Raw genomic sequence first — 14,102 nt, forward strand, 5'->3', positions numbered from 1 at the left:
CTCGTGGACCGCGTCAAGGCAAAAATTGCCGGCGAATTCGCAGGGTAGCGCACTCGCCGTTCAAACGTAAATCAGGGATACAGACCGCGCATTTCGCGCGCTTGCAGAATCCGCTTACAAGCGACGATAAACGCCGCGGTCCGCACCGACACGTTCTGTTCGCTCGACACCTGCCATACCGCGGCAAATGCCTCACGCATCACGCGCTCCAGACGCTGGTTGATCTCGTCCTCGGTCCAGAAGAAGCTCGAGAAGTCCTGCACCCATTCGAAATAGGACACCGTCACACCGCCCGCGTTGGCCACCACGTCCGGAATCACGAGAATGCCGCGATCGTGCAGGATGTCGTCGGCCGCCGTGGTGGTCGGGCCGTTGGCGCCTTCCACGACGATTCTGGTCCTGATCTTGCCAGCGTTCTTCTCGGTGATCTGATTTTCCAATGCAGCCGGAATCAGGATGTCCGATTCGATGGTCCAGAATTCCTCGTTGGTCACGGCGTCCGCTTCAGGGAAACCACCCACGCCACCCGTCTTCACGACGTGTTCGAGCAATGCGCCCGCGTCGATGCCGGTCGATTTGTACAGCGAACCGGTGTGATCCTGCACCGCGACCACCTTTGCGCCCGCTTCCTGGAACAGCCGCGCGGCAATCCCGCCGACGTTGCCGAAGCCCTGCACCGCGATGCGCGCGCCTTCGATATCGAAGCCGATGCGGCGTGCCGCTTCGCAGCCCACCACGAACACGCCGCGGCCCGTCGCCTCGCGGCGACCCAGCGAACCGCCGAGCGTGATCGGCTTGCCGGTCACCACACCCGTGGCCGTTTGGCCCTGGTTCATCGAGTACGTGTCCATCATCCACGCCATGATCTGCTCGTTCGTGTTCACGTCCGGCGCGGGAATGTCGGTATTCGGTCCGATGATGATGCCGATCTCGCTCGTGTAGCGGCGCGTCATGCGCTCCAGCTCGCCCCGCGAGAGCGTGCGCGGATCGACGCGGATGCCGCCCTTCGCGCCGCCGTACGGCACGTTCACGGCCGCGTTCTTCACCGACATCCACGCGGACAGCGCCATCACTTCCGACAGCGTCACGTCCTGGTGATAACGCACGCCGCCCTTGCCCGGACCGCGCGACACGTTGTGCTGCACGCGATAGCCTTCGAAGTGCGCGACGGTGCCGTTATCGAGTTCGATGGGCACGTCGACGATCAGGATGCGCTTCGGGCGCTTGAGGGTTTCGAGCCAGCGCGACAGCGAGCCGAGGTAGGGCGCGACGCGGTCGACCTGGCGCAGATAGTTGCCCCAGGGGCCGAGGTCTTCGCTATTGAGGTACGAGGGAACGGACTGCAACGATGCTGCGGATTGGGCTGCTTGGGCGGCTTGCTGCTGGGAAGACATGAACGCTCCGGCGTTGATCGAATACGTGCATTGTCGAAAAACGTCGTTTTGAAATCCAATGCCGTTTCCTTATCCGATTATGCTTTTTTTGCATAACCTCCGGAAAGCTGCAAATTCACGTCGTGGCGGCGCAGGTTTCGCGATTCCCTCGCAAGTCCCTTTTATGATGCGTCCCGCCCCAGCTCCGCCGACACCACCTCCCACAATTGCCGCACGAGTATCTGCCGCGCATCGTCGCTTTTCGCCGCGAGCTTGTCGCGGTACAGGCGGATCTCCATGCTCAGCGTGAGCTGTCCTTCGGGCGTGCCGCGTGTCGCACGATCGAGGCGAATCAGCTTGCCCTCGGCGACCGCGTCTTCCACCGCGCTGTGCGGCAGAAATGCGATGCCGTGGCCGGCCAGCGCCATCGCCTTGAGCCCTTCGGCCATGTCGGTCTCGTACAGCCGGTCCAGGTACAGACGCTCCGGCGCATTCGCGAGGATCACTTCGGTCATGCGCCCCAGATACGCGTTCGGTGTGTAGGACAGATACGGCGCGGGCGCCTCGGCCGTGCCTGGCAACGTGTGGCGCGGCCGGCCAGCGCGGCCCGGCGCCGAGAACGGGCTGATCGGCTCGTTGCCGAGCGTGAGCATGTCGTAACGGGCCGGATCGAGCGCGACAGGATGGCTCGGATGGTGGTAACCCATCATCAGATCGCAGCCGCCTTCCACCAGCGACAACGCCGCGTCGTGCACGTTCAACGCCCGCAGCCGCGTATGGATGGGGCCCATCTGCGCTTCGATCCGTTGCAGCCAGCGCGGGAAATACGTGAGCGACAGCGTATGCGGCACGGCAAACTCGATGGTCGCCTGGGGCGTCGCCGTGTGGCCGCGCAGCAGCGCGCGCGCCTCGTGGAATTGCGACAGCATCGCGAGCGCCTGCTCGTTGAACACCTGGCCGGCCGCCGTGAGCCGCGTCGGATAAACCGAACGGTCGATCAGTTCCGTGCCGAGCCACGCTTCGAGCGCCTGGATGCGCCGTGAAAACGCCGGTTGCGTGACGTGGCGCAGTTCGGCCGAGCGGCTGAAACTACGCGTTTCCGCGAGCGAAACGAAGTCTTCGAGCCATTTCAGTTCCATGCGGAGTGTGCTGCCGGGCGGGAGGAAGAAGACAGCATTCTAGCGGCGCGGGCGCAGCGCGGCGCTGCAGTTCGAGGCGCGGCTTTGGCTTTGGATCTGCCTCTAGCGTAACGAGCCTGGTCGCGGGCAACGTGCCGCGGTCGCGCAGCGGGAGATAGCGAACAGTCTGCAAAGGCGCCGTACCCCGCGCCTGACAGCCTCGCGCGCGGCAAATTCGCGGCCGCCGACGGCCAGCCACCAGCACAGTGGTAAAATTCGCGGTTCCCTCCGTTCCCGATCCGCTCTCTGAGCGCTCAACGCTTCGACCCGATCCCCATCATGTCCGACACCCGCCCCGACACCCTGTTCGCGCTCAACGCGCTCTCCCCGCTCGACGGCCGCTATGCGTCGAAAACCGAAGCCCTGCGCGACTGGCTCTCGGAAGCCGCCTTCATGCGCAATCGCGTGACGGTTGAAATTCACTGGCTGATCGCGCTGTCGCGCGCCGGCTTCGCCGAAGTGCCGCGCTTTTCCGAAGCGTCCGAGCAATTCCTGCTGCAACTGGCCGAGCGCTTTACCGCGCACGACGCCGCGCGCATCAAGGACATCGAACGCGTAACGAATCACGACGTGAAAGCGGTCGAGTACTGGCTGAAGGAATCGGTCAAGGGTCAGGAAGAACTGGAACGCGCGAGCGAGTTCATCCACTTCGCGTGCACCTCGGAAGACATCAACAACACGTCGCACGGCCTGATGCTGGCTGGCGTACGCGAGCACGTGATCCTGCCGGCGCTGCGCTCGGTGCATCAGCGCCTCGTCGCGCTGGCACATGCTCACGCCGCTCAACCGATGCTGTCGCGCACGCATGGCCAGCCAGCCAGCCCGACCACGCTCGGCAAGGAAATGGCCAACGTCGCCGCGCGCCTCGAACGTGCGATCGACCGTATCGCGAAGGTCGAACTGCTCGGCAAGATGAACGGCGCGGTCGGCAACTTCAATGCGCATCTCTCCGCGTATCCGGAGTTCGACTGGGAAGCGTTCTCGCGCGAAGTGGTCGAGCAGCGTCTGAAGCTCACGTTCAATCCGTACACTATCCAGATTGAGCCGCACGACTATATGGCCGAACTGTTCGACGCCGTCTCGCGCGCAAACACGATCCTGCTGGATCTGGACCGCGACGTGTGGGGCTACATCTCGGTCGGCTACTTCAAGCAGCGCACCAAGGCCGGTGAAATCGGTTCGTCGACGATGCCGCACAAGGTCAACCCGATCGACTTCGAAAACTCCGAGGGCAACCTCGGTCTCGCGAACGCCACGCTGCGCCATCTGGCCGACAAACTGCCGGTGTCGCGCTGGCAGCGCGATTTGACCGATTCGACGGTGCTGCGCAACATCGGCGTCGCGTTCGGTTACTCGCTGCTCGCGTACGACTCGCTGATCCGCGGTCTCGACAAGCTCGAAGTGAACGCGCAGCGTCTGAACGAAGACCTCGACAATTGCTGGGAAGTGCTGGCCGAGCCGGTCCAAACGGTGATGCGCCGCTACGGCATCGAAAACCCGTACGAGCAGTTGAAGGAACTGACGCGCGGCAAGGGCATCACGCGTGAAGCGCTGCAAACCTTCGTGAGCGGCCTCGCGATCGCGCAGGACGCGAAAGACCGCCTGCTCGCGATGACGCCGGGTTCGTATATCGGCAAGGCGGTCGAACTGGCGAAGCGCATCGGCTGATTCGCCACTTGATGCAGGCCTGCCTCGACGCGCGAGGCGGGCGTAAAAAAAGCCGCTCAGAGGAGCGGCTTTTTTTCGTCTCTACAGTGACGAGCGAATGAGCTAGCGCAAGCTCACCGTGCCTCGACCTGCTTCAACACGTCGTCGACGATTGCTTCCGGCGACAGTTCGATGCTCACCGTGATCGCCTCGTCCGCGCCCGGCTCTTCGAGGGTGTCGAGCTGGCTTTGCAGCAGCGACGGATCGAAGAAGTGCCCGGTGCGAGTGGTCAGACGCTCTTCGAGCACCTTGCGCGACCCCTTCAGGTAGACGAAGCACACGTCCTTGTCGCCGTCGCGCAGGATGTCACGATACGAGCGCTTGAGCGACGAACACGTGAACACCGCCGTCTCGCCCGCCTTCTGCTTGTCTTCGATCGCGGCGCGGATGGTTTTCAACCACGGCCAACGGTCTTCGTCGGTGAGCGGAATGCCGTGGTGCATCTTCTCCTTGTTGGCGGCGCTGTGGAACGCGTCGCCGTCGGTGAACGCGCAGTGCAGGCGCTCCGCCAGCATTTCGCCGATTCTCGTCTTGCCGGCGCCCGACACGCCCATTGCGATCAAAATCATCAAAAACTCCTTACTTCCTTACAGGACCGCCGCGAGCGCGAAGGTCAAGCCCAAACCCATCAGCGAGATGATAGTCTCGAGGAGCGACCATGTCTTGAAGGTCTGCCCCACCGTCATACCGAAGTACTCCTTGATCAGCCAGAAGCCGCCGTCGTTCACGTGCGAGAAGATCAGCGAGCCCGAACCGGTGGCGAGCACCAGCAATTCCGGCTTGACCTGCACGGCGCCCGCCGCCGCGATCGGCGCGACGATGCCGCACGCGGTGGTCATCGCGACTGTCGCCGAACCGGTGGCGAGGCGGATCAGCGCCGCGACCAGCCAGCCGAACAGCAGCGGCGACATATGCACCGAGGTTGCCGCGTTGACGATTTCCTTCGAAATGCCGCTGTCCATCAGCACGCGGCCAAACCCGCCGCCCGCACCGACGATCAGCGTAATGCCGGCGATCGGCGCAAGACATTCGCCGCAGAACTTCTGGATCTGGTCGCGGTTGAAGCCGCGGCTCGCTCCGAACGTCCAGAAGCTGACCAGCACCGCCGTCAACAGCGCGACGTCCGAGTTGCCGAAGAAGCGCAGCAGATCGTTCGGCAGGGTCTTCGGCGTGGAGATCAGATCGGCCCAGCTGCCGATCAGCATCAGGATCACCGGCAACAGGATGGTGAACAGCGTGATGCCGAAGCTTGGCAATTCACGCTTCGGCGCGGTGCTTGCCGCGCCGTTTTTCGCGTCGCCGTTGTCGGCGGCACTGCCGAGAAATTGCGCGGCCAGCGCGTTTTCCTTCGGCAGTTTGATGTAGCGGCTGATCATCAGCGCGAACAGCGGACCGGCGACGATCGCGGTCGGCACACCGACGATCAACCCATAGGCGATGGTCCTGCCGATATCCGCGTGATACGCCTGCACCGCGAGCATCGCGGCCGGGTGCGGCGGCAAGAGCCCGTGCACGACGGACAGACCCGCGACCATCGGCAGGCCGACCAGCAGCAGCGATTTGTTGGTGCGCTTCGCGACGTTGAACGCGATCGGAATCAGCAGCACGAAACCAACCTCGAAGAACACCGGCAAGCCGACGATGATCGCGACGACCATCATCGCCCAGTGAATGTGCTTCTCGCCGAAGAAATCGATCAGCGTGGTGGCGACGCGCTCGGCGCCGCCCGATTCGGCCATCATCTTGCCGAGCATCGTGCCGAGACCGACCACGATCGCGATATGCCCAAGCGTGTTGCCGTTACCCGTTTCGAACGATTTGACGATGGTGGCCATCGGCATGCCGGCGACGAGGCCGAGCAGCAGCGACACCATGATGAGAACAAGGAACGGATAAACCTTGTAGCGCGTGATCAGCAAGATCAGCAAGGCGATCGCGACGACCCCGTAAACCAGCAGCATGCTGCCGTGGACAGCTTCCATGAAGCTCCTCCTTTGCGTTATTGATTCTGAGTGCGGAACACTGTCAGCACTTCGTCTCACGGCGGCCTGTGCGGTGCCGGAGAACCCGGCTGACCGCGCGGACGCTGAATTTTACTGTTTGTTTCCTGATAGCGCGCGTAAATCCACTGTGCAAATCGCAAAGAAGCCTCGACGCGACAGCCGGACGGCTGTATCGGCGAGGCTCTTTGCATGTCACCGCTGCCAGGCGGCTTGCCGTGCGCGCGGCGGCGGTTAGTGGGCCGGCGCGGCCAACTGGCTGGCGGCCCGCGCGAGCCGCGTGACTTCGTCCCAGTTCTGCGCGGCCAACGCGGCCTTCGGCGTGAGCCAGGAACCGCCTACGCACACCACATTCGGCAACGACAGGAAATGCGGCGCCGTTTCGGCCGTGATGCCGCCGGTCGGGCAGAATTTCAGCGTCGGGAACGGGCCCTGGAATGCCTGCAGCATGGGCACGCCACCGGCTTGCTGCGCCGGGAAAAACTTCACGATCTCGTAGCCGAGCTCCAGCGCCGTGATGATGTCGGTGGGCGTCATCACGCCCGGCAGCAGCGGCAAGCCCGCATCCTGCGCGGCCTTGTGCATGTCCTTCGTCAGACCCGGCGACACGCCGAACTGCGCGCCCGCCTTCTTCGCCTGCGCGCAATGCTCGGGCTTCGTGATCGTGCCGACCCCGACCACGATGTCCTCGGCCAACTGGCTCGCGCGCTCGATCGCTTCTAGGCCGGCCGCCGTGCGCAACGTGATTTCCAGCACCTTCACGCCGCCCGCATGCAGCGCGCGCGACACGTGTTCGCCCTGTTCGACCGAGTCGAACGCGAGCACCGGAATCACCGGGCCGAGGCGCACGATATCGCTTACTGTTTTCGACGTCATAGTCAGACTCCTTGTTTCTGCAGCACTAGCTGGCTTGCGTGGTGCTTGTGTGTTTGTCGGTATGCGCTTTGGCCGCGGCACCGTGATGCGTGGCATGCTGATCCGCGTGCGGGGTAGCGTGCGAGATCGCGTCTTCGCCCACCATCTTGCCGAACACCGACGCGCCCTGCTCCGCCGGCGCCGCCGCCGCCCGGAATACGCCAAACAGCTCCCGGCCGAAGCCGACTTCGTTTTCCGCCTGATGCAGCGGCTCGGCGTTCGGGCGTGCCGCCCATTCGGCCGCGTCGATCTCGATGTCGAGCACGCCCGCTTCGGCGTCGATCACCAGCATGTCGCCCGTGCGCACCTTGCCGATCGGGCCTTGCAGCAATGCTTCCGGCGACAGATGGATCACCGCCGGCACCTTGCCGGAGGCGCCGGACATGCGGCCGTCCGTCACCAATGCGACATGGAAACCCTGATCCTGCAACACACCCAGCAGCGGCGTCAAACGATGCAGCTCGGGCATACCGTTAGCGCGCGCGCCCTGAAAGCGCACCACGGCGATGAAATCGCGCTTCAGCTCGCCTTTGTCGAACGCCTCCTGCACCGCTTCCTGCGAATCGAACACGATCGCGGGCGCCTTCACCTTGCGATGCGCCGCCGCCACCGCCGAAATCTTGATCACGCCGCGGCCAAGCTTGCCCTGCATCAGACGCAAACCGCCGTCCGGCTGGAACGGCTCGTCGATGCCACGCAACACGGCCGTGTCCGCGCTCGCCTCGACGGCCGGCACCCACTCCAGCTTGCCGTCGAGCAGTTTCGGCTCTTCGGTGTAATGCGCGAGCCCCTTCCCTGCGACCGTGTTCACGTCGTCGTGCAGCAAGCCGCCTTCCAGCAGGTTGCGCACGAGGAACGCGACGCCGCCAGCCGCGTGGAAGTGATTCACGTCGGCCTTGCCGTTCGGGTAGATCTTCGCGAGTAGCGGCACCACTTGCGACAGCGTATCGAAGTCGTCCCAGTCGATCACGATGCCCGCTGCGCGCGCAATGGCAACCAGATGCAGCGTGTGATTGGTGGAGCCGCCCGTCGCCAGCAATGCGACGATGCCGTTGACCACGGCCTTCTCGTCAACCACGTGCCCAATCGGCATGTAGTTGCCACGCTCCACCGTCAGATCGAGCACGCGGCGCGCGGCCTGCGCGGTCAGCGCGTCGCGCAGCGGCGTATGCGGATGCACGAAGGCCGAGCCCGGCAGATGCAGGCCCATCACTTCCATCAGCATCTGATTGCTGTTGGCGGTGCCGTAGAACGTGCAGGTGCCGTGGCTGTGGTACGCGGCCGCCTCCGCTTCGAGCAGCGCGTCGCGGCCGCATTGGCCGGTGGCGAACTGCTGGCGGGTCTTTGCTTTGTCGTCGTTGGACAGGCCGCTCGCCATCGGGCCGGCCGGCACGAAGATGGTCGGCAGATGGCCGAATTGCAGCGCGCCGATCAGCAGACCCGGCACGATCTTGTCGCAGATGCCGAGGCACAGCGCGGCGTCGAACATGTTGTGCGTGAGCGCGACCGCCGTGCTCATCGCGATGACTTCGCGCGAGAACAGCGACAGTTCCATGCCCGCGTTGCCCTGCGTGATGCCGTCGCACATGGCCGGCACACCGCCCGCGAATTGCGCGACGCCGCCGTTTTCACGCGCGGCCTGCTTGATGATGTCCGGGTAGTTTTTGTACGGCGCGTGGGCCGACAGCATCTCGTTGTACGAGGACACGATGCCGATGTTCGGCTCGCGGATCTGCTTGATGACGAGTTTGTCGTTGCCCTCGAGGCCGGCGAAACCGTGGGCCAGGTTGGCGCACGAGAGCGCACCGCGCGCCGGGAACTTGCCTTGCGCATGATGGATGCGGGCCAGATACGCGTCACGCGTGGGCTTGCTGCGCTCGATCACGCGCCGCGTGACCTTCAACAATTGCGAATGCGGGGAAACCATCGGAGCTCCTTCGTCGCTGGCGGCAGGCGCGCGCGCACTTTGCCAGGTAGGTATCGCGGGGGCGTCGGCTCAACCGACGACGCCATCTTAGTAGAAAAACTACACGATCGCAACGCCGTTTCCTGTTGCACCGCGGCATCACGGGATGCGACTCCGCGCCTTACTGGAAGCCAGTAAGCGCTGAATGATAAAAAACCAGGGATTACACCTAGAGCCGGATATGTAGTTTTTGTACCTTCTCATGCAATCAGATATAGTCCACACATTCTTCAGCATAGTGCGAGTTTTCCAATGATGCTGTCCCAGGTGGAAGAGATGCGCGAACAGTTGCGCCCCTCCGAGCGCAAGCTGGCCGATTACGTGATCGAAGCACCGCGCGAGGTGCTCGACCTGTCAATGACGGAAGTTGCCGCCCGTGCGGGCGTGAGCCAGCCGACCATCGCGCGGTTCTGTCATGCGCTCGGCTTTTCGGGATTCCGTGAGTTCAAGATTCGGCTCGCGCAGGGCATTGCCGCCGAGGTGCCCGCCGTCTATCGCGACGTGCGTCCCGACGAGCCGACGCCGGGCGTCGCCGCGAAGGTGCTCGACCGGACCATCGGCGCGCTGATCCAGGTGCGCAACAACCTGTCGTCGGACAGCGTGGCAGCGGCGATCGAGATGCTGGCGCAGGCGCGGCGCATCGAGTTTTACGGCGCGGGCGGCTCGGGCATCGCCGCGCTCGATGTGCAGCACAAGTTCTTCCGGCTGGGCATGCCGAGCGTCGCGTATTCGGACCCACATACGTTTCTGATGTCGGCGGCGCTATTGGGCGAAGGCGACGTCGTGGTCGCGATTTCGAACACCGGCCGCACGCGCGACATCATCGACGCCGCGAAGGCCGCGCTCAGCGCGGGCGCGAAGGTAATCGCGATTACGCACGGCAACTCGCCGCTGGCGCGCCTCGCGACAGTCGGCCTGTTCGCGAACGTCGACGAGGACACGGACATCTTTTCGCCGATGACCTCGCGCGTGTCGCATCTGGCGATCGGCGACATTCTGGCGGTGGGCGTGGCGCTCAGCCGTGGACCGGACCTGCTGGAAAAACTCGCGCAGACCAAGGAGGTGATTCACCGGCGCAGAGTGGATTCGCACGGGTAAGAGGCGGCAGCGCCTTCGCAAGCAGCAGCCAGAAACGACAAGGGCGGTTTGCCGGTCAGCCGGCAAACCGCCCTTCTGCGTTGCTCACTGCCGCCTATGAAAACCGCGCGATCAGAACGGCTTGATCACGACCAACGCGACCGCCGCGAGCATCCCCAACACCGGCAACTCATTGAACATCCGATACCACTTGTCCGAGCGACGATTCTCGCCGCGCTCGAAAGTCCGCAACAGCACGCCGCAATACGCGTGATAGATGACCAGCAACGCAACCACACCGACCTTCGCGTGAATCCAGCCCTGCCCGCTGCCGACGCCGACCACGAGCCACAGCCACAGCCCGCACACCAGCGCCGGTACCGCGATGAGCGTCATGAAGCGAAACAGCTTGCGCGCCATGATCAGCAGGCGCGCGGTAGCGGCGGGTTCCGTTTCCATCGCCAGATTGACGAAAATGCGCGGCAAATAGAACAGGCCGGCAAACCAGGAGGCAACCAGGACGATGTGAAACGTTTTTACCCAAAGCATCAGCGGTCCTCGTGCGACGTTGTGGCTGGCGCAGCCAGGCACACTCGCCTGTAACCGCGCCCGAAATGATGCCGCCTTACTGACGGCCTTCGCCGTGACCCAGCACGACGTATTTGAGCGAGGTCAGGCCTTCCAGTCCGACCGGGCCGCGCGCATGCAGCTTGTCGTTCGAAATGCCGATTTCCGCCCCCAGACCGAACTCGAAGCCGTCGGCAAAACGCGTCGACGCGTTGATCATCACGCTCGCCGAATCCACTTCACGCAGGAAGCGCATCGCGCGGTCATGGTCTTCCGTGACGATCGCGTCGGTGTGGTGCGAACTGTAGGTGTTGATGTGATCGATCGCCGCGTCGAGATCGTCGACCACCTTGATCGCGAGCACCGGCGCGAGGTATTCGGTGCGCCAGTCTTCCTCGGTGGCATCGACGAGCGGACCCACCCCCGCGTCCGCGAGCACTGCGCGCGCCGCCGCGTCCACGCGCAGCTCGACCTCCTTGCCGCGATACAGCTTGCCGAGCGGCGGCAGCACGTCTGCGGCGATGCCGCGCGCGACCAGCAGCGTTTCCATCGTATTGCAGGTGCCGTAGCGGTGCGTCTTCGCGTTGTCGCAGACGTTCAGCGCCTTGGTGAGATCCGCGCGATCGTCGACATACACGTGGCAGATGCCGTCGAGGTGCTTGATCATCGGCACGCGCGCTTCGTTGATCAACCGCTCGATCAGACTCTTGCCGCCGCGCGGCACGATCACGTCGACATGCTCGGTCATCGTGATCAGCTTGCCGACCGCCGCGCGATCCGACGTGGCGACCACCTGCACGGCGTCCTGCGGCAAACCGGCGGCTTGCAGCCCTTCGCCGATCAGCCTGGCCAGCGCGGTGTTGCATTCGAGCGCTTCCGAGCCGCCGCGCAGAATCGTCGCGTTGCCGGATTTGAGGCACAGCGCCGCGGCGTCGATCGTCACGTTCGGACGCGATTCGTAGATGATGCCGATCACTCCCAGCGGCACACGCATCTGGCCGACCTGGATGCCGCTCGGCCGGTACTTCAGATTGCTGATCTCGCCGATCGGATCGGCCAGCGACGCGACCTGCCGCAAGCCTTCGACCATCGTGTTCAGCGCTTTGTCCGACAGCGTGAGACGGTCGATGAACGCGGCGTCGTGTCCTTTGTCGCGGGCGCGAGCGAGGTCACGCGCATTGGCCTCCTTGAGCAGCGCGGCATCGCGCTCGATAGCCTGCGCGACGGCCGCGAGCGCGGCGTTCTTCGCCGCCGTCGAGGCTCGCGCCATCGCGCGCGAAGCCTGGCGCGCGCGTCGGCCGAGGTCGGTCATGTACTGGTCGATATCCATGGTCATTCTCGTAGTGCCACGCACGTCGATGTGCGGCGGACTGGCAGGATTGGCGAAAGAAGAAACGATTGTAAGTCGGGTGCAGGTGCTTTGCTCGGCACAGCGGCGTGGGCGGCGTACCGGCGTCGAACCTGCGCGCGCCTGAACGGGCAAATGCGCTGGCCGACACCGTGGCGAACAGGGCGGCAAACAGGGCCGCAAACGCGGCGCTCGAGTAGCACATCGCGACACGCCGACGGCGCCGCATTTGCCGAACCTTCCGCGAAGCGATCCAATGCCGCTACGCGCCCTTCACGCCTCGGTTCACGCCGGCCTTCGCGCCGGCGCCAGGGTGCCCGCCCGAGGTCTCGGCGGCGGCACTGGCGCGGTTTTCGGCGCCGCCACCGTCATGGCGAGTTCGAAGAGACCGTCCCACGGATCGGGCGGCGGATCGTTGCGATGATTGCCCGGCGTGCTGCCGGACAAACCCTTGACCTGCCGATCCAGCCGCGCCGCCAAAGCAAGCGCCTTCTCCAGCGCGCCTTCGGTGACGCGCGACAGCGCCGGCCCGATCAACCTCTCGCGCGGACCCCACACGCGGTTCTCGCGCACCAGCATCGCAAGCGGCTTGCCGGCGGCGACACCGCGCTTGATCCGCAGCAGCGTGCGCACTTCTTCGACGACCGCCCACAGCACCAGCACCGACGCCTCGCCCTCACCGCGCAGGCCATCAAGCATGCGCGCGAGGCGGCCGACGTCGCCCGCCAGCATCGCCTCGTTCAGCCTGAAGACGTCGTAACGTGCGACGTTGAGCACGGCGTCATGAATCTGTTCGAAGCCGAGCGTGCCGGCCGGATACAACAGTCCGAGCTTCTGGATTTCCTGATGCGCGGCGAGCAGATTGCCTTCCACCCGCTCGGCGATAAACGCCAGCGCGCGCCGCCCTTCTTCGCCGGCCGCGACGCGCTGGCCTTGGGCCGCGAGCCGCTGCCCGACCCAGTTCGGCAACTGCGCGCGCTCGACCGGATCGATCTTCAATGCGACGCCCGCTTCGGCGAGCGCCGTGAACCACGCGGACTTCTGCGTGGCCGCGTCGAGCCGCGGCAGCGTGACCATCGTCAGCACGTCGTCGTTGACGGCGGCGGCAAGCGCCTTCAGCGCATCCGCGCCTTCCTTGCCGGGCTTGCCCGACGGAATGCGCAGCTCGACCAGTTGGCGGTCGCCGAACAACGACATCGACTGACTCGCGCCGAGCAGCGAACTCCAGTCGAAACCGCGCTCGACCGTGAACACCGAGCGGTCGGTGAAGCCGGCCGCGCGCGCCGTCGCGCGAATCCGGTCGCACGCTTCCTGCGCGAGCAGATGCTCGTCGCCGTACACGACGTACAGTCCGGCGAGTCCCTTCGCGAGATGCGCTTCGAGCGCGTCAAGTCGCAGTTGCATGGCTACTGGTCGGCGAGGTTGAACAGGTGCGGTGAATCACACACAGCAGCGGATACGCCATCATGCTTACAGCGGCGGCGGCGGCAACGGCGCACGCGGCGCGACGGCCGGTACACCTTCGCCCGGCGCCGGATGCAACGAGCGAACGACCCCCAGACGCCGGATCAACTGGTCGATCGCGTCGTTTTCCATATCGGCGAAGAGGATGTCGGACTCGGCGGCCTTCGCTTGCGAGAACTGGTCGCTGTAGGTCATCGCGCGGTTCAGCGCGATCACGCTCGACGGAATCAGTATGGTGCCGTCCTTGCCGGTCAGCGTGTAGGTCATCGAGAGATTCAGTTGATATTCCGCGACCACGCCCAGCGAGTTCAGCGTCAACGTGCTGAGACTGCGGCCTTGCGTGATCTGCAGCAACGCGTCGGCGTTGGCCGGCGAGCTGACCACTACCGTGTCGCTGCCGCCCTGCACCATGCGTGTGAGCCGCGCGACGGCGGCCGGGGAACCGCCCGAAACATAGAGGCGCTTGAATGCATAGTCCTGCTGGCCGCGCAACTGGAAACCGCAGGC

12 protein-coding genes are annotated in these 14,102 nt (G+C 64.6%); 2 read left to right on the plus strand and 10 right to left on the minus strand.

Annotated elements, in window-relative coordinates:
• Positions 1–71: 71 nt before the first annotated feature.
• Together CIC12_RS17135 and CIC12_RS17140 are read right to left on the minus strand one after the other, a co-directional pair.
• Entirely contained in the window at positions 72–1,394 is a 1,323-nt protein-coding gene (locus CIC12_RS17135) for a Glu/Leu/Phe/Val family dehydrogenase (protein ID WP_168665275.1), read from the minus strand.
• A 161-nt stretch (positions 1,395–1,555) separates the two neighbouring features.
• Positions 1,556–2,512, minus strand: a complete 957-nt coding sequence (locus CIC12_RS17140) for a LysR family transcriptional regulator (protein WP_168665276.1) — start codon at positions 2,510–2,512, stop codon at positions 1,556–1,558.
• A gap of 318 nt (positions 2,513–2,830) precedes the next feature.
• On the opposite strand from CIC12_RS17140, the gene purB reads away from it, so the two are divergent.
• Positions 2,831–4,219: an adenylosuccinate lyase gene (gene purB / locus CIC12_RS17145; protein WP_168665277.1), complete on the plus strand. Its 1,389-nt coding sequence runs from the start codon at positions 2,831–2,833 to the stop codon at positions 4,217–4,219.
• Positions 4,220–4,332: 113 nt separating this feature from the next.
• Here the strand turns inward: purB and CIC12_RS17150 are convergent, their stop codons facing one another.
• From CIC12_RS17150 to edd, 4 genes are all read right to left on the minus strand, one after another.
• A complete protein-coding gene (locus tag CIC12_RS17150) occupies positions 4,333–4,827 on the minus strand; it encodes a gluconokinase (protein ID WP_168665278.1) in 495 nt (164 codons plus the stop codon).
• Positions 4,828–4,845: 18 nt separating this feature from the next.
• The gene (locus CIC12_RS17155; RefSeq protein ID WP_168665279.1) at positions 4,846–6,240 is read right to left on the minus strand and encodes a GntP family permease; all 1,395 of its coding nucleotides are present in this window, start codon (positions 6,238–6,240) and stop codon (positions 4,846–4,848) included.
• A 252-nt stretch (positions 6,241–6,492) separates the two neighbouring features.
• Complete coding sequence (gene eda, locus CIC12_RS17160) at positions 6,493–7,134, minus strand: bifunctional 4-hydroxy-2-oxoglutarate aldolase/2-dehydro-3-deoxy-phosphogluconate aldolase (RefSeq protein WP_168665280.1); 642 nt, start codon at positions 7,132–7,134, stop codon at positions 6,493–6,495.
• Positions 7,135–7,159: 25 nt separating this feature from the next.
• A complete protein-coding gene (gene edd / locus CIC12_RS17165; protein ID WP_168665281.1) occupies positions 7,160–9,100 on the minus strand; it encodes a phosphogluconate dehydratase in 1,941 nt (646 codons plus the stop codon).
• Positions 9,101–9,391: 291 nt separating this feature from the next.
• Here edd and CIC12_RS17170 point away from each other — a divergent pair, with 291 nt between their 5' ends.
• Positions 9,392–10,237 (plus strand): MurR/RpiR family transcriptional regulator, encoded by an 846-nt coding sequence (locus CIC12_RS17170; RefSeq protein WP_168665282.1) that lies wholly within the window; start codon positions 9,392–9,394, stop codon positions 10,235–10,237.
• Between the two features lie 111 nt (positions 10,238–10,348).
• Here the strand turns inward: CIC12_RS17170 and CIC12_RS17175 are convergent, their stop codons facing one another.
• The 4 genes from CIC12_RS17175 to CIC12_RS17190 form a co-directional block, all read right to left on the minus strand.
• Complete coding sequence (locus CIC12_RS17175; protein WP_168665283.1) at positions 10,349–10,765, minus strand: CopD family protein; 417 nt, start codon at positions 10,763–10,765, stop codon at positions 10,349–10,351.
• Between the two features lie 76 nt (positions 10,766–10,841).
• Complete coding sequence (locus CIC12_RS17180; protein WP_168665284.1) at positions 10,842–12,113, minus strand: glutamate-5-semialdehyde dehydrogenase; 1,272 nt, start codon at positions 12,111–12,113, stop codon at positions 10,842–10,844.
• A gap of 303 nt (positions 12,114–12,416) precedes the next feature.
• The gene (gene holA / locus CIC12_RS17185; RefSeq protein WP_168665285.1) at positions 12,417–13,535 is read right to left on the minus strand and encodes a DNA polymerase III subunit delta; all 1,119 of its coding nucleotides are present in this window, start codon (positions 13,533–13,535) and stop codon (positions 12,417–12,419) included.
• A 66-nt stretch (positions 13,536–13,601) separates the two neighbouring features.
• The coding region (locus tag CIC12_RS17190) for an LPS-assembly lipoprotein LptE (protein WP_168665286.1) at positions 13,602–14,102 on the minus strand (501 nt) is incomplete at its 5' end.

Source organism: Paraburkholderia sp. SG-MS1, from assembly GCF_012275575.1.
In the GTDB taxonomy this organism is placed as follows: domain Bacteria; phylum Pseudomonadota; class Gammaproteobacteria; order Burkholderiales; family Burkholderiaceae; genus Paraburkholderia.

Excerpts from the sequence above, each read along its gene's own strand:
- holA (WP_168665285.1), bottom strand. The coding sequence starts at position 13,535 with ATGCAACTGCGACTTGACGCGCTCGAAGCGCATCTCGCGAAGGGACTC.
- CIC12_RS17150 (WP_168665278.1), bottom strand. The coding sequence starts at position 4,827 with ATGATTTTGATCGCAATGGGCGTGTCGGGCGCCGGCAAGACGAGAATC.
- CIC12_RS17175 (WP_168665283.1), bottom strand. The coding sequence starts at position 10,765 with ATGCTTTGGGTAAAAACGTTTCACATCGTCCTGGTTGCCTCCTGGTTT.
- CIC12_RS17180 (WP_168665284.1), bottom strand. The coding sequence starts at position 12,113 with ATGGATATCGACCAGTACATGACCGACCTCGGCCGACGCGCGCGCCAG.
- CIC12_RS17140 (WP_168665276.1), bottom strand. The coding sequence starts at position 2,512 with ATGGAACTGAAATGGCTCGAAGACTTCGTTTCGCTCGCGGAAACGCGT.
- CIC12_RS17135 (WP_168665275.1), bottom strand. The coding sequence starts at position 1,394 with ATGTCTTCCCAGCAGCAAGCCGCCCAAGCAGCCCAATCCGCAGCATCG.
- CIC12_RS17155 (WP_168665279.1), bottom strand. The coding sequence starts at position 6,240 with ATGGAAGCTGTCCACGGCAGCATGCTGCTGGTTTACGGGGTCGTCGCG.
- CIC12_RS17170 (WP_168665282.1), top strand. The coding sequence starts at position 9,392 with ATGATGCTGTCCCAGGTGGAAGAGATGCGCGAACAGTTGCGCCCCTCC.
- edd (WP_168665281.1), bottom strand. The coding sequence starts at position 9,100 with ATGGTTTCCCCGCATTCGCAATTGTTGAAGGTCACGCGGCGCGTGATC.
- eda (WP_168665280.1), bottom strand. The coding sequence starts at position 7,134 with ATGACGTCGAAAACAGTAAGCGATATCGTGCGCCTCGGCCCGGTGATT.
- purB (WP_168665277.1), top strand. The coding sequence starts at position 2,831 with ATGTCCGACACCCGCCCCGACACCCTGTTCGCGCTCAACGCGCTCTCC.